This window comes from Streptomyces sp. NPDC048565 (assembly GCF_040650935.1).
In the GTDB taxonomy this organism is placed as follows: Bacteria; Actinomycetota; Actinomycetes; order Streptomycetales; family Streptomycetaceae; genus Streptomyces.
In genome coordinates, this window is record NZ_JBEZIH010000006.1 from 309,705 (window position 1) to 324,505 (window position 14,801).

Annotated in this window: 11 protein-coding genes; 5 read left to right on the top strand and 6 right to left on the bottom strand. The window is 69.8% G+C overall.

Going from position 1 to position 14,801, the window contains the following annotated elements:
* Positions 1–238: 238 nt before the first annotated feature.
* On the bottom strand, positions 239–1,768 hold the full coding sequence (locus AB0C75_RS10760; protein WP_362889136.1) for a UDP-N-acetylglucosamine 1-carboxyvinyltransferase: 1,530 nt from the start codon (positions 1,766–1,768) through the stop codon (positions 239–241).
* Between the two features lie 398 nt (positions 1,769–2,166).
* Between AB0C75_RS10760 and acnA the strand changes: the two genes are divergently transcribed.
* The 3 genes from acnA (at position 2,167) to AB0C75_RS10775 (ending at position 6,428) form a co-directional block, all read left to right on the top strand.
* Complete coding sequence (acnA, locus tag AB0C75_RS10765; RefSeq protein WP_362889138.1) at positions 2,167–4,893, top strand: aconitate hydratase AcnA; 2,727 nt, start codon at positions 2,167–2,169, stop codon at positions 4,891–4,893.
* 138 nt (positions 4,894–5,031) lie between these two features.
* Positions 5,032–5,166 carry a hypothetical protein gene (locus AB0C75_RS10770; RefSeq protein ID WP_362889140.1) on the top strand — a complete coding sequence of 45 codons (135 nt, stop codon included), beginning with the start codon at positions 5,032–5,034 and terminating at the stop codon, positions 5,164–5,166.
* Between the two features lie 32 nt (positions 5,167–5,198).
* Positions 5,199–6,428 (top strand): ROK family protein, encoded by a 1,230-nt coding sequence (locus AB0C75_RS10775; RefSeq protein WP_362889142.1) that lies wholly within the window; start codon positions 5,199–5,201, stop codon positions 6,426–6,428.
* A 27-nt stretch (positions 6,429–6,455) separates the two neighbouring features.
* On the opposite strand, the gene AB0C75_RS10780 is transcribed toward AB0C75_RS10775, so the two are convergent.
* Positions 6,456–7,919 (bottom strand): alpha/beta hydrolase, encoded by a 1,464-nt coding sequence (locus tag AB0C75_RS10780; RefSeq protein ID WP_362889145.1) that lies wholly within the window; start codon positions 7,917–7,919, stop codon positions 6,456–6,458.
* A gap of 239 nt (positions 7,920–8,158) precedes the next feature.
* Between AB0C75_RS10780 and AB0C75_RS10785 the strand changes: the two genes are divergently transcribed.
* Together AB0C75_RS10785 and AB0C75_RS10790 are read left to right on the top strand one after the other, a co-directional pair.
* Positions 8,159–9,301 carry a histidine kinase gene (locus AB0C75_RS10785; protein WP_362889194.1) on the top strand — a complete coding sequence of 381 codons (1,143 nt, stop codon included), beginning with the start codon at positions 8,159–8,161 and terminating at the stop codon, positions 9,299–9,301.
* Positions 9,302–9,979: a response regulator transcription factor gene (locus AB0C75_RS10790; RefSeq protein WP_362889147.1), complete on the top strand. Its 678-nt coding sequence runs from the start codon at positions 9,302–9,304 to the stop codon at positions 9,977–9,979.
* Between the two features lie 130 nt (positions 9,980–10,109).
* Here the strand turns inward: AB0C75_RS10790 and AB0C75_RS10795 are convergent, their stop codons facing one another.
* The 4 genes from AB0C75_RS10795 to AB0C75_RS10810 are packed head-to-tail and all read right to left on the bottom strand — an operon-like array spanning position 10,110 to position 14,603.
* On the bottom strand, positions 10,110–11,489 hold the full coding sequence (locus AB0C75_RS10795; protein WP_362889149.1) for a GH1 family beta-glucosidase: 1,380 nt from the start codon (positions 11,487–11,489) through the stop codon (positions 10,110–10,112).
* An 8-nt stretch (positions 11,490–11,497) separates the two neighbouring features.
* Complete coding sequence (locus AB0C75_RS10800; RefSeq protein ID WP_362889151.1) at positions 11,498–12,352, bottom strand: carbohydrate ABC transporter permease; 855 nt, start codon at positions 12,350–12,352, stop codon at positions 11,498–11,500.
* Between the two features lie 5 nt (positions 12,353–12,357).
* Positions 12,358–13,329, bottom strand: coding sequence for a sugar ABC transporter permease (locus AB0C75_RS10805; protein WP_362889153.1), 972 nt, complete (start codon positions 13,327–13,329; stop codon positions 12,358–12,360).
* 11 nt (positions 13,330–13,340) lie between these two features.
* Positions 13,341–14,603, bottom strand: a complete 1,263-nt coding sequence (locus tag AB0C75_RS10810) for a sugar ABC transporter substrate-binding protein (RefSeq protein ID WP_362889155.1) — start codon at positions 14,601–14,603, stop codon at positions 13,341–13,343.
* Positions 14,604–14,801: the final 198 nt, after the last annotated feature.

A 14,801-nucleotide genomic window follows, 5' to 3' on the forward strand; every position in this document is an offset into this window, starting at 1 on the left:
GCAGCGTCGGCGCGGGCATTGCGAGGCCCCTCTGGTGAGCACTCTCCGCGAAGGGTGACGGGCAATCAGGTATTCCTGATGCATTGTTACTAATTCAAGATCATCTTGCACACGCGTTGCACAAGGTGATGAAAGACAGCGGTGATCAATGGAAGGTCGAGAAATGGTATAACCGCAGGTCGTCAGGTATTTAGGGGTGTCGTGCCCCGTGCCCCCAAGGGGCACGACACCCCACCCGTCAGATGTCGCGGAAGATCTCGATCTGCGCGCCCACCGAGTTCAGCCGCTCCGCCAGCTCCTCGTAGCCCCGGTTGATGACATAGACGTTGCGGAGCACGGAGGTGCCCTCGGCCGCCATCATCGCCAGCAGCACCACCACCGCGGGCCGCAGTGCGGGCGGGCACATCATCTCGGCGGCGCGCCAGCGGGTCGGGCCCTCGACCAGGACGCGGTGCGGGTCCAGGAGCTGGAGCCTGCCGCCGAGGCGGTTGAGGTCGGTGAGGTAGATCGCGCGGTTGTCGTAGACCCAGTCGTGGATCAGGGTCTGGCCGTGCGCGGATGCGGCGATCGCCGCGAAGAACGGCACGTTGTCGATGTTCAGCCCGGGGAAGGGCATCGGGTGGATCTTGTCGATGGGCGCCTCCAGCTTGGAGGGCCGGACCGTCAGGTCCACCAGCCGGGTCCGGGCGTTGTCGGCGGCGTACTCCGGGGTCCGGTCGCAGTCGACGCCCATCTCCTCCAGGACCGCGAGCTCGATCTCCAGGAACTCGATCGGGACCCGGCGGATCGTCAGCTCCGACTCCGTCACCACGGCTGCGGCCAGCAGGCTCATCGCCTCGACCGGGTCCTCGGAGGGTGAGTAGTCGACATCCACGTCGATGTCCGGCACCCCGTGCACCGTGAGGGTCGTCGTACCGACGCCGTCGACGCGTACGCCGAGCGCCTCCAGGAAGAAGCAGAGGTCCTGGACCATGTAGTTGGAGGAGGCGTTACGGATGACCGTCGTGCCGTCGTGCCGGGCGGCGGCCAGCAGGGCGTTCTCGGTCACCGTGTCGCCGCGTTCGGTCAGCACGATGGGGCGCCCCGGCCGGACCTCGTGGTCGACCTGCGCGTGGTACAGCCCGTCGGTCGCCGCGATCTCCAGGCCGAAGCGGCGCAGCGCGATCATGTGCGGCTCGATCGTGCGCGTGCCGAGGTCGCAGCCGCCGGCGTACGGCAGGGTGAAGCTGTCCACGCGGTGCAGCAGCGGGCCGAGGAACATGATGATGGAGCGGGTCCGGCGGGCGGCGTCCGCGTCGATGGCCTCCAGATCGAGCTGCGCGGGCGGCAGGATCTCCAGGTCGACGCCGTCGTTGATCCAGCGGGTGCGTACGCCGATGGAGTTGAGGACCTCAAGGAGCCGGAAGACCTCCTCGATGCGGGCGACCCGGCGCAGCACGGTGCGGCCCTTGTTGAGCAGGGAGCCGCAGAGCAGCGCGACGCACGCGTTCTTGCTCGTCTTGACGTCGATGGCGCCCGAGAGGCGACGGCCGCCGACCACACGCAGATGCATGGGTCCGGCGTAACCGAGCGACACGATCTCGCTGTCGAGGGCCTCACCGATGCGGGCGATCATCTCAAGGCTGATGTTCTGGTTGCCACGCTCGATGCGATTGACCGCGCTCTGGCTCGTGGCCAGCGCGTCGGCCAGCTGGGTCTGTGTCCAGCCACGGTGCTGACGGGCGTCACGGATGAGCTTGCCGATACGTGCGAGGTAGTCGTCTTCCATGGCTGCACGCTATCTCAGATATGAGATGGCGACCGTGCGGGGGGTGTGGGGTTCGGGTGACGTCCCGGTGCCGGGGTCCCGGTCGGGCGCCTATGTGAAGGGTCGGGCGCGCCCGGTGAGTTCGCGTGCGGGGCTCGGCCGATCGGGTGAGGGGTCCGGTTGCCGGGTGAACGCCTGGGCCGGATGGGCGCGAACAGGGTGCCCGGGCATGACCGGGCGGCGGTGATGTACTAGAGTTATCTCGACATCGAGATATCTGCCGAGGCGCACCGCAGCCGCCGCTCGGTAAGGGTTACCTAACTAATCCTTACCTTAGCGGATCGTGGGGGCCGCAGGCGGCGCCGGCCGCACATGAGGCGCGGATCGGTTGTACGCGCACATCGAAGAAGGAGACTGTCGTGTCGGCGAACAGCTTCGACGCCCGCAGCACGCTGCAGGTGGGCGACGAGTCGTACGAGATCTTCAAGCTGGACAAGGTCGAGGGCTCCGCGCGCCTCCCTTACAGCCTGAAGGTGCTGCTGGAGAACCTGCTCCGCACCGAGGACGGCGCGAACATCACCGCCGACCACATCCGGGCGCTGGGCGGGTGGGACTCGCAGGCCCAGCCCAGCCAGGAGATCCAGTTCACGCCGGCCCGCGTGATCATGCAGGACTTCACGGGAGTCCCGTGTGTCGTGGACCTCGCCACCATGCGTGAGGCCGTGAAGGAGCTCGGCGGCGACCCGGCGAAGATCAACCCGCTGGCCCCGGCCGAGCTGGTCATCGACCACTCCGTCATCGCCGACAAGTTCGGCACCAACGACGCGTTCGCGCAGAACGTCGAGCTGGAGTACGGCCGTAACCGGGAGCGTTACCAGTTCCTGCGCTGGGGCCAGACCGCCTTCGACGAGTTCAAGGTCGTCCCCCCGGGCACCGGCATCGTCCACCAGGTCAACATCGAGCACCTGGCCCGCACGGTCATGGTCCGTAACGGCCAGGCGTACCCCGACACCCTCGTCGGCACCGACTCGCACACGACCATGGTCAACGGCCTCGGCGTGCTGGGCTGGGGCGTCGGCGGCATCGAGGCCGAGGCCGCGATGCTCGGCCAGCCGGTCTCCATGCTCATCCCGCGCGTCGTCGGCTTCAAGCTGACCGGCGAGCTCCCGGCCGGCACCACCGCCACCGACCTCGTGCTGACGATCACCGAGATGCTCCGCAAGCACGGCGTCGTCGGCAAGTTCGTCGAGTTCTACGGTGAGGGCGTCGCCGCCACCTCCCTCGCCAACCGCGCCACCATCGGCAACATGTCGCCGGAGTTCGGCTCCACCGCCGCGATCTTCCCGATCGACGACGAGACGCTGAAGTACCTGCGCCTGACCGGCCGCGACGCGCAGCAGGTCGCGCTCGTCGAGGCGTACGCCAAGGAGCAGGGCCTCTGGCTCGACCCGGCCGCCGAGCCGGACTTCTCCGAGAAGCTGGAGCTCGACCTCTCCACGGTCGTCCCCTCCATCGCAGGACCGAAGCGCCCGCAGGACCGCATCGTCCTCGCGAACGCCAAGGCGCAGTTCGCCCAGGACGTACGCAACTACGTCGCGGACGACGAGGAGGCGGGCAAGGAGTCCTTCCCGGCCTCCGACTCCCCGGCCGCCTCCAACGGCGTCCCGTCGAACCCGGTCCCCGTGACCGCCCCCGACGGCACGACGTACGAGCTGGACCACGGCGCCGTCACCGTCGCCGCGATCACCTCCTGCACCAACACCTCGAACCCGTACGTCATGGTCGCCGCGGCGCTCGTGGCGAAGAAGGCGGTCGAGAAGGGCCTGACCCGCAAGCCGTGGGTCAAGACCACCCTCGCCCCGGGCTCCAAGGTCGTCACCGACTACTTCGACAAGGCGGGCCTGACCCCCTACCTCGACAAGGTCGGCTTCAACCTCGTCGGCTACGGCTGCACCACCTGCATCGGCAACTCCGGCCCGCTGCCGGACGAGGTCTCCAAGGCGGTCAACGAGCACGACCTGGCCGTGACCTCGGTGCTCTCCGGCAACCGTAACTTCGAGGGCCGGATCAACCCCGACGTCAAGATGAACTACCTGGCGTCCCCGCCGCTGGTCGTCGCTTACGCCATCGCCGGTTCGATGAAGGTCGACATCACCAAGGACGCCCTCGGCGTCGACCAGGACGGCAAGCCCGTCCACCTCGAGGACATCTGGCCGACCGAGGCCGAGGTCAACGACGTCGTCGCCAACTCCATCGGCGAGGACATGTTCAACAAGTCCTACCAGGACGTCTTCGCGGGTGACGCCCAGTGGCAGGCGCTGTCGATCCCGACCGGCAACACCTTCGAGTGGGACTCCGAGTCCACCTACGTGCGCAAGCCCCCGTACTTCGAGGGCATGACCATGGAGACGAGCCCGGTCGAGGACATCACCGGCGCCCGTGTCCTGGCCAAGCTGGGAGACTCGGTCACCACCGACCACATCTCCCCGGCCGGTGCGATCAAGGCCGACACCCCGGCCGGCAAGTACCTCACGGAGCACGGCATCGAGCGCCGTGACTTCAACTCCTACGGCTCGCGCCGTGGTAACCACGAGGTCATGATCCGCGGCACGTTCGCCAACATCCGCCTGCGCAACCAGATCGCGCCGGGCACCGAGGGCGGCTACACCCGCGACTTCACCCAGGCTGCGACCGCTGACGCGGCTCCGGTGTCGTTCATCTACGACGCCTCGCAGAACTACCAGGCCGCCGGCACCCCGCTCGTCATCCTGGCGGGCAAGGAGTACGGCTCCGGCTCGTCCCGTGACTGGGCGGCCAAGGGCACCGCGCTCCTGGGCGTCAGGGCCGTCATCGCCGAGTCCTACGAGCGCATCCACCGCTCGAACCTCATCGGCATGGGCGTCCTCCCGCTCCAGTTCCCCGAGGGCCACACCGCCGAGTCGCTGGGCCTCACCGGTGAGGAGACCTTCTCCTTCGCCGGCGTCACCGAGCTGAACAACGGCACCACGCCCACCACGGTCAAGGTCACCACCGACACCGGTGTGGAGTTCGACGGCGTCGTCCGCATCGACACCCCCGGCGAGGCGGACTACTACCGCAACGGCGGAATCCTGCAGTACGTGCTCCGCAGCCTCATCCGCAAGTAGAGGCACCGCGAAGTGAGCGAGGGCCGCACCCCGAGGGGTGCGGCCCTTCGCCGTTGCCGACGGCCCCCGGACGGCCCCGGAGGCAGGGCGCCGTTGCTACCGTGCGGCGATGACGCACGGCAGGCAAGGGGGGCCGTCATGAGCAGGGTGAGCAGGGGCCAGGACGGGGTGCTCGAACCGCGTCTGCGGCTGGGCGAGGTCGTGGTGCGCGGGGCGGCGTACGGTCTGGGGGCGGCAGCCTGCCCGGTCGTCGCCACGGCGCTCCGACGCTGATGGGGGCGTACATCGCTTAGGCTCGGGGCCTCATGAAGAACACCCTCACCTCGCCGGCTGCCAAGGCCGGACACGAGTCCGTGCGGCGTCACAACCTGAGCCTGGTCCTGCGGACCGTCCGTGACGAGGGCGAGGTCACCCGGGCCCGGGTGGCGAGCCTCGTGGGGCTCACCAGGGCCGCCGTGTCCTCGCTCGTCGAGGAGCTGCTCGCGCTGGGCTGCATCGGCGAGTCGGGCAAGACCTCCAGCGGATCGGCCGGCCGCCCCGGCACCGTACTGAAGCTCTCCCGCACGGGTCCCGCGGGGCTCGGTGTGGAGATCAACATCGATTACGTCTCCGTGTGCGCCGTGGACCTCACCGGTACCGACCGGGTCCGGGTCACCGAGCACACCGATCACCGCGACATCCCGCCCGCCGACGTCCTGGCCCACGCCGCCCGGCTCACGAACCGGGTCATCGCCTCGACCAGGGAACAGGAACTGCGGGTGGTCGGCGTCGAGCTGGCGCTGCCCGGTCTCGTCTCCGGCGGCGTCGTCCGGCAGGCCCCCAACCTCGGCTGGAGCAGGGTCGCGGCCGAGGGCATCTTCGGGCAGGCACTCAGCACCCTGCGTCCGGCCGGGCGGGCGCTGGCCGTCGGCTCCGACAACGAGGCCAATCTCGCGGCCCTGGCCGAGCTGTGGTTCGGGGGACTCGGCGGCGTACGCACCTTCCTCTATCTCACCGGTGAGATCGGCGTGGGCGGCGCGCTCGTGGTCAACGGTGAAATGCTGCGGGGCGCCCATGGGTTCGCCGGTGAGATCGGGCATGTCGTCGTCGACCCGCAGGGCCCCCTGTGCCGGTGCGGCGCGCACGGCTGCCTGGAGCAGTACGCCGGCCGGGCGGCACTGCTGCGGGCTGCCGGGATCGTCCCGGACGCCGGTGTGCGGGGCGTCGCCGAGCTGGAGCGGCGGGCCACCGAAGGCCAGGAGCGGGCCCTGAGGGCCCTGCGGACCGCGGGGGACCGGATGGGCGTGGTGCTGGCCGGCGCGGTGAACCTCTTCGACCCGGAGGCCGTCGTGCTCGGCGGGATCTACCGCGGCCTGATGCCCTGGCTGGAGGGTCCGGCGGACGCGCAGCTCGCGGCACGGGTGGTGTCGGGCCGCTGGCACGAGAAGGGCAGCAGGCTCCGCGCCTCGTCCGTCTCCGGAGACGCGGCACGGGGCGCGGCGGCCCGTGTGGTGCACGAGGTGCTGGAGAACCCGGCGGCGCACGCCGTGCGTTGACGGCGCCGCCGGGGCCGTGTCACTCGCTCACTCGCCCGGTTCCGCCGCGCAGGCGAGGTCACGCGCGGGGCGTTCTCCGGTGGTCAGGAACGTCGTCGCAGCGTCCTTGACGCACGTGTTGCCGCTGAACGGGTAGACGCCGTGGCCGCCCTGGTCGGCCGTCACCATCGTCGCCCGTCCTCCGAGGGCCCGCCGCAGCTCCCGGGCGCCGGCCAGCGGCGTGCCCGGGTCGCGCTCGTTCTGCACCATCAGCACGTTCGACGGCCCCCGGCCGGTGATGCGCACCGGCGGCTCGGTCCGCTCCCGCGGCCAGAACGCGCAGGGGTTGATGCTCGCCGTGGAGCCGCCCAGCATCGGATACCTCAGCCGGTCGACGGCGGCGTTGCGCTGGTACTCCAGGACCGTGCCCGGCCAGCGCGAGTCACCGCAGGCCACGGCGAAGCGCGAGGCCAGCAGGTTCTCGACGTCCGCGGCCGGCGTCTGCTCCGGAAGCGGCAGCTCCCCGCCCGTATCGACCGCCTGCCAGAACTCGGCGAGCCGGGGCATCAAGGCATCGACGTAGAGCTGCTCGAAGGTGTACCCGCGGAACGCGATCCCGTCGACGCCCTCGACCGGCTTCGTGTCCAGCCGCTCCACGAGCTCGTAGAACTTCGCTGTGACCTGCTTCGGCGTGGAGCCGAGCCCGTACTCGGGGTGCTCCGAGGCGAACGCGGCGAAGTCGGGGAAGCGGTCCTCCATCCCCAGGGCGAAGGACCGCATGGCCGTGACGTCGTAGCCGCCGGGACCCATATTGCTGTCGAGCACGATCCGGTCGCCGCGACCCGGGAACAGCGTCGCGTAGACCGCGCCGAGGTAACTGCCGTAGGAGGCGCCGAGATACGAGACCTTCGGCTCGCCCAGGGCCGCCCGGAGGTCGTCCATGTCGCGCGCGGTCTCGGCGGTGGTGGTGTGCGGCAGCATCCACGCCGTCGACGAGTTCCGGCACTGTTCGGCGATCTTCCGCGCGTATCCGACCTCCCGCGTGACGTCGCCCGCGGTGTACGCGTACGGCGGGAAGTTGCCGCGCTGCTGCTGCTCCTGGGTCAGGTCACAGGTCATCGGCGAACTGCGGCCGACACCACGCGGATCGAACCCGATGATGTCGTAGGAGTCCAGCACCTCCTGCGGAAGCTTCGACGCGGCGAGGACAGCCGGGTACGTCAGCCCCGAGCCGCCCGGGCCGCCCGGGTTGGTCAGCAGGACGCCGCGCCGCTGCGACGGCTTCTCGCTCGCCAGCCTGGAGACGGCGATCTCGATCTGCCGGCCTCCCGGATCGCTGTGGTCCAGCGGGACTTCGAGCGTCGAGCACTCCAGACGGGGCGCGGAGGCTCCCTCGGGGCACGGGCCCCACCGCAGGGTGCTCGGTATCGGTGTCGCCGTGGCCGTCGACGCCGGAAGCGCGGTCATCGTCAGCGCGGCGGCGGTGAGAGCGAGGGACAGACTTCTGCGCATGTGGTGTCCTCCTGTGAGGGCTTTACCGGTACGCGGACGAGTCTGTTCGCGGGGGGCGGCCGGCACATCGGCCCGGCGGACCGCACCGGCTCCTACCGGGGGAGAGGTGCGCCTTGGACCTGGGTCCAAGGCGTATCAACCCTCGGGCTGATCCACCGGCCGCACGATGTGGCGACAATGGACCGGTGAACAAGGACGTTTCGCCACGGCTCGGGTCGTGGCAGCAGGCCTGGCGGCTGATGGTGGCCGTGGTCGTGAGCCTGCCGGTCTGGCTCACGACCCTCGCGCTGATGCGGAACCAGTCCGGCGGCCCGGGCTCCTGGATCCTCGTCGGTGATCCGCTGGTGGCCCTGGGCTGTCTGACGGTGCTCCTGTGGCGCCGCCGGTGGCCCCTGGCCATCGCCCTGGCGGTCACGGTCGCCTCGACCGTGTCCGCGCTCGCCACCGGTGCCGCGCTGCTGGCCCTGTGCTCGGTCGGCACCCGCCGCCGCGCGGTGGAGATCGGGGCCGTGTCCTTGGCCTACGTGGCGGCGACACAGTTCGCCAACAGGGTGTACCCGGTGGAGGGTTCGACCGACGTCTTGTGGTGGATCCAGATCGTGGTGCCTGCGGCCACCGCCGGGATCGCGGTGTCCGTCGGCGTGGCGGCCGGGGCGCGGCGGGTCGAGCTGCGGTCCCTGCGGGAGCGGGCGGAGAGCGCGGAGCGGGAGCAGCGCGCGCGGGCGGCGCAGGCACGGGCCCTGGAGCGCAACCGGATCGCCCGCGAGATGCACGACGTCCTCGCGCACCGCATCTCCCTGGTCGCGATGCAGGCCGGGGTTCTCGACCACCGCGACGACCTCTCGGCCGACGAGGACCGCGTCCTGGTCCGCAGCATCGCCGAGAGCTCCCATCAGGCACTGGAAGAGCTGCGGGAGGTCCTCGGCGTGCTCCGGGCCGACCCCGGCCGCCCGGAACCACCGCAGCCCTCGCTCGACCGGGTCCCCGACCTGGTGGCCGACGCACGCGTCTCGGGTCTCGACATCAGGCTCACCGACGCCGTGACCGGAAACCCGCCCGAAGGCGTCGGACGTACCTGCTACCGGATCGTCCAGGAAGCGTTGACCAACGCCGCCAAGCACGCACCCGGCGCGGTCGTGCGGGTCACCCTCGACGGCGCCGTCGGCGGCACCTTCGGCATCGGCGTCCGCAACGGACCGGCCTCCCTGCGACACGCCGCACGGCCACCGGCCTCCGGCTTCGGTCTGCTGGGCCTCGGCGAACGGATCGCCCTCGCAGGAGGCGAACTCGACCACCGCCCCACGCCGGATGGCGGGTACGTTCTCACCGCACGGCTGCCCTGGCCGGACAGCCCCGCCCACAGCCACGAAAAGAGCGCATGAGTGGAAGACCGACACGGTCCCGTACGGGTCGTCATCGTCGACGACGAACAGCTGGTGCGCATGGCGCTGCGGCTCATCATCGACGGCGAACCGGACCTGACCGTCGTGGCGGAGGCGGCCGACGGGAACGCCGCGCTCGCCGTGGTGGACGAACAACGGCCCGACGTGGTGCTGATAGACGTACGGATGCCGGGACGGGACGGTCTGGACACGACCAGGGAGCTGCTCACCAGGCCGGAGCCACCCCACGTACTGATGCTGACCACCTTCGACTCCGACGGTCTGGTGCTCGGGGCGCTGGCCGCCGGGGCGCTCGGCTTCGTCCTCAAGGACACCCCGCCCTCACGCATCCTGGACGCGGTGCGGACCGTCGCGGACGGCAACCCCGTACTGTCCCCCGCGGCCACGGCACGGGTGATCGCCGCGGCCACGGGACCGACGTCATCGCACACCCGTGACCGCTCCCGTGGGGCCGCGCGCGAGCGGTTGTCCGTCCTGACCGAACGGGAGCGGGAGACCGCCCGGGCCATCGCGGACGGACTGGGCAACCCGCAGATCGCCGAGCGGCTGCGTATCACCGTCGCGACGGTCAAGGCCCACACCGGCAGCCTGTTCGCCAAGCTGGCGGTCGAGAACCGGGTGCAGATCGCGCTCCTGGTCCGCGACGCGGAGGACTGACCACGCAGGACCGGTCAGGGAGCGCGCCTTCGTCGCGGGGCACCCGAGTCCGTGACCGCCCCGGGAAACGCGAAGCGGGGGCGTACGCGTCCTCGTGCACGCATACGCCCCCGCTCCGGGGATCAGGCGATCAGGCCTTGTGGGCCGCGATCAGCTGCTGATACCAGCGGTAGCTGTCCTTCGGGGTGCGCTCCAGGGTGTCGTAGTCGACCCGGATGATCCCGAACCGCTTCGCATAGCCCAGCGCCCACTCGAAGTTGTCCAGGAGCGACCACACGTAGTAGCCGCGCACCTCGACACCGGCGTCCATGGCCGCCCTGAGCGCCGTCAGGTGGTCCCGCAGATACGTCACCCGGTCGGCGTCGTGGATGGAACCGTCGGCCTCGACGCTGTCGAACTCCGCCGAGCCGTTCTCCGTGATGTGCACCGGAGGCAGGGCGTCGCCGTACGTCTGCTTCAGCACCGTCAGCAGATCGGTGAACGACTCCGGCACGACCGGCCAGCCCATGGCCGTCCTGCGGACGTCCGGGTAGCTCCCCTCCGCGTACCGGTTGTCCGTCGCCACGCGCAGCGCCGGGTCCGCCTCGCGGTGCGGGGCCGCGGCGACGACGATCGGCCGGTAGTAGTTGATGCCCAGGAAGTCCATCGGCTGGGAGATCAGCTCCAGGTCGCCCTCGCGGCGGAAGTCCTGGCCGGTGATCAGCTCGCCCCAGGTCTCCTCCTCGGTGGCCGGGTAGCGGCCCGCGAGGATCGGCTCCGTCCACACCAGGTTGTGCTGGGTGTCCGCGCGTACGACAGCGGCGAGGTCGGCGTCCGACTCGGTGGCCGGGACGTTGCGGTCGAGGTTGAGCGTGATGCCCGCCTCGCGGACGCCCGCCGCGCGCAGTGCGCTCATCGCGTGGCCGTGGCCGACCAGCAGGTGGTGGGCGGCGGCCAGCGCCCCGCGGCCTTCCTTGGCGCCCGGCGCGTGCCGGCCCACGGAGTAGCCGAGGAAGGCGCTGCACCACGGCTCGTTGAGGGTGATCCAGCGCGGCACCCGGTCACCCAGGTGCTCGGCCATGATCGCCGTGTACTCGCCGAAGCGCTCCGCCGTCTCCCGTACGCGCCAGCCGCCCTTGTCCTCCAGGGCCTGCGGCAGGTCCCAGTGGTAGAGGGTGGCTGCCGGCTCGATGCCCGCCTCCAGGAGCGAGTCGACGAGCCGCGAGTAGAAGTCCAGGCCCTTGGGGTTGACCGCCCCGCTGCCCGTGGGCTGGATGCGGGACCAGGCGACGGAGAAGCGGTAGGACTCCACGCCCAGGTCGCGCAGCAGCGCCACGTCCTCGGGGTAGCGGTGGTAGTGGTCGCAGGCGACGTCACCCGTGTCACCACCGTCCGTCCTGCCGGGCAGGTGGCTGTAGGTGTCCCAGATGGACGGGCCGCGGCCGTCCTCCTCCACGGCACCCTCGATCTGGTACGAGGCCGTGGCCGCGCCGAAGACGAAGCCGGGCGGGAAGACGGGGAAGTCACTCATGGATACCCTTACTTGACCGAGCCGCCGGTGATTCCGGCAGCGATGTACTTCTGGGACAGGACGAGGAGGACGGCGGCGGGCACCGCCGAAAGCACGGACGCGGCCATGACCGAGCCCCAGTCGCCGACGTGAGCGCCGATGTACTGGTAGATGCCCAGGGTGATCGGCTTGACGTCGTCCGTCGTGTTCAGTGTGAGCGCGAACATGAAGTCGCTCCACGCGTACAGGAACGAGAACAGCCCGGCGGTGATCAGCGAGTTGCGGCTCATCGGCAGGACGACCTGGACGAACGTACGGATACGGCCCGCGCCGTCCACCTCGGCGGCCTCGATGACCTCGCGGGGGATCGACACCATGAAGGACCGCATCAGGACGATCGCGAAGGGGATGCCCAGCGAGGCGTCCGCCAGCATCAGGCCGAAGTAGGAGTTGACCAGGCCGAGGTCCACGTACGCGCTGTACAGGGCGTTCGCGATGACGATGCCCGGCACCATCTGCGTGATGAGCGTGCCGAAGACGATGGTCCTGCTGCCGCGCAGCTTGAACTGCGCCAGGCCGTACGCCGCGGGCGCGGAGATCGCCAGACAGATGGCCACGGCGCCGAGCGCCACGGCCAGCGAGGTCAGCAGGTTGGTGCCCTGGTCGGTGATCGCCGATGTGAAGCCGGAGAAGTCGAAGCCCGTGGGGACGGGGCCCACGTCGACCAGGCTCGCGTCCGGCTGCAGCGCGGTGTTGATCATCCAGTACAGCGGGAACAGCATGACCGCGAGGACGACGACGCCGAAGACGGTCGCACCCCAGCGGCGCTTGGGCCGGTGGACGGCGGGAGCCGGGGCGGCGGGGATCTGGGTGGTGGTCGCCATGCCGGTCACTTCCCCTCGTTGCGGTTGACCCGCAGGTAGAACACCGCGAAGACGGCGGAGATCAGGATCAGGATGTTGCCGACCACGGCGCCGGCACCGAAGTCCATCTGGACGAAGGAGTTCTGGTACGTGAGCGTGCCGAGCGTCTGCGTGGAGTCGGCGGGCCCGCCGTCGGTGAGGGCGAGGACCAGGTCGAGGATCTTGACCGTCGACATGAAGCCGAGCACCAGCACCACGGTGATGACGGGCTTGAGCATCGGCAGGGTGACCGAGCGGAACGCACGCCAGGCGGACGCGCCGTCGAGCGCGGCGGCCTCGTTCAGCTCCTTGGGGACCTCCTGGAGGCCGCCGTAGAGGATCACCATGTTGAACGGGATGCCGATCCAGATGTTCACCAGGATCACCGAGATCAGCGCCATGCTGGTGCTCGTCAGCCAGGGCGTGTCACCGGGGAGGCCGACGGTGCCGAGGAACGAGTTGAGTACACCGGTGTCCTGGTCGAAGATGCGCCGCCACACGATGCCGGAGACGACCATCGGGACCAGCCACGGCAGCAGGATCAGCGAGCGCAGGATCCCGTTCAGCGGGAAGCGGCGGGTGAAGAAGACGGCGAGTGCGAGGCCGATGCAGAACTGGCCGACGAGCGATCCGACGGTGAACAGGATCGTCTGCCACAGGGCCTTGCCGAACAGCCCGTCGTTGAAGACGTTGGTCCAGTTGTCGAAGCCGTTGAACGGCGCGTCGCCGGTGAAGAACGTGGACGGCGAGTAGTCCTGGAAGCTCATCACGATGTTGCGGACGAGCGGGTAGCCGAAGAACAGCGCCATGAAGATCACGGCGGGGGCGATGAACCCCCACTGGGCGAGCGCCTTGCGCCGCTTGGCGTTACGCGGGTTCACCGGCTTGCCGGTCGCACCGGTCGTCGGGGCCTTCGGGTCGGCCGGCAGCGCGGAAGCCGAGGCTGTGGTGGATGACATGGTTCGTTACCTCAGTTCCCGCTCGTGACCTGCTGCTGGGCACGCTTCAGAGCGGCCTCGCTGGATTGGCCGGTGAGCGCGGACTGGAAGGCGCTCTGCAGCGCGAGCGACACGGACGACCACTGCGCGCCGACCTTCGCGGTGCGGGAGCGGGCCGTGGCGACCTGGTCGGCCAGCGCCGCCAGTTCGGGGGTCTTCTTCCGCCAGATGTCGGCCGCCTTGGTGTTGGCCGGGACCATCCAGCTGTTGATGGCGTAGGAGATCTCCTCCTGCTCGCCGGACATACAGCCGATGATCTTGGCGGCCTTCTTCTCGCGCTCGGTGTCGCCCGTGTTGGGCACGGTGAGCACACCGCCTCCCAGCGGCCCGACCGAGTCGTCACCGGCCTTGGGGACCGGGATCTCGGCCATGCCCCAGTTGAGCCCCTTCTTGGTGTTCAGGGTCTCGACCTGCCACGGGCCGTTGATCATCATGGCCGCGTTGCCTGCCATGAACTGGTCGTTCACATCCGCCTGGGTCCAGTTGACCGTGGACTTGGAGAGCGAGCCGTCCTTCAGGAGCGCCTTCCAGTAGTCCAGCGCCCCGGCGACCTCAGGGGTGTCGAGCTTCGACTCGTCGCCGCCGTTGGACCACATGAACGGGGTGAACTGGAAGACGCCGTCCTCCGCACCGCCCGCGCTCAGCGCCAGGCCGTACCGCTTGCCCTGGGTCAGCTTCTTGGCGGTCGACTGCATCTCGGCCCAGGTGGTGGGCACCTTCAGGCCGGCCTTGTCGAGTGTGTCCTTGTTGTAGAACAGCGCCAGGGTGTTCACCGTGCGCGCGGCCCCGTAGTACTTCCCGTCGAACGAGCCGAAGTCGACGATCCCCTCGGGGATGTCCGTCGTGGTCAGTCCGAGGTCCTTCAGCGGGATCAGCCCGCCGGCCTCGGCGAAGGTCGGCATCTCGGACGCGTCCAGCTGAAGGACGTCGGGCAGCGACTTCGACGACGCCATGCGCAGCGCCTTCGTCATCAACTGTGAGGCCGGCACGCTCTGCTGCTCGATGGTGACCCCGAGCTGCTTGCTGCAGCGCTTGAGGGTGTCACCGTCCCAGCGGTGGTAGGACTCGTCGGTCGAGGAGTTCATGACGGTGTAGACGTCCTCGTCCCGCTGCTGGCCGCACCCCGAAAGAACGGTGCCGGCGACGATGGCGGAGACGGCGGTGAGAGGAACGACGATCCGCCTGGTGCGGCGGCTGCGGCGCCCGGGCCGTCCGTCCGGGGAAGGTTCTGTCACGGTGGTGCCCTTGCGGTGAGAGGGGGGCCGGGGCCCATGGGAACGCTCCCATGGCCTCTTCGTCAAGCCCCTGCGTGGATCCGGCGGTGTCACGGAGGTGGTGCCCGGGGCGCCCGGTGGTCGGGTGGGCGCCCCGGTGGGTGGGTCAGCGGACGTTGAGGAGGTGTTCCATGGCGAGCTGGTCGAGGGCTTCGAAGG

Coding starts and splice junctions, on each gene's coding strand:
- AB0C75_RS10760 (WP_362889136.1), bottom strand. CDS start 1,768: ATGGAAGACGACTACCTCGCACGTATCGGCAAGCTCATCCGTGACGCC.
- AB0C75_RS10770 (WP_362889140.1), top strand. CDS start 5,032: ATGAGCAGGGTGAGCAGGGGCCAGGACGGGGTGCTCGAACCGCGTCTG.
- AB0C75_RS10775 (WP_362889142.1), top strand. CDS start 5,199: ATGAAGAACACCCTCACCTCGCCGGCTGCCAAGGCCGGACACGAGTCC.
- AB0C75_RS10780 (WP_362889145.1), bottom strand. CDS start 7,919: ATGCGCAGAAGTCTGTCCCTCGCTCTCACCGCCGCCGCGCTGACGATG.
- AB0C75_RS10785 (WP_362889194.1), top strand. CDS start 8,159: ATGGTGGCCGTGGTCGTGAGCCTGCCGGTCTGGCTCACGACCCTCGCG.
- AB0C75_RS10795 (WP_362889149.1), bottom strand. CDS start 11,489: ATGAGTGACTTCCCCGTCTTCCCGCCCGGCTTCGTCTTCGGCGCGGCC.
- AB0C75_RS10800 (WP_362889151.1), bottom strand. CDS start 12,352: ATGGCGACCACCACCCAGATCCCCGCCGCCCCGGCTCCCGCCGTCCAC.
- AB0C75_RS10805 (WP_362889153.1), bottom strand. CDS start 13,329: ATGTCATCCACCACAGCCTCGGCTTCCGCGCTGCCGGCCGACCCGAAG.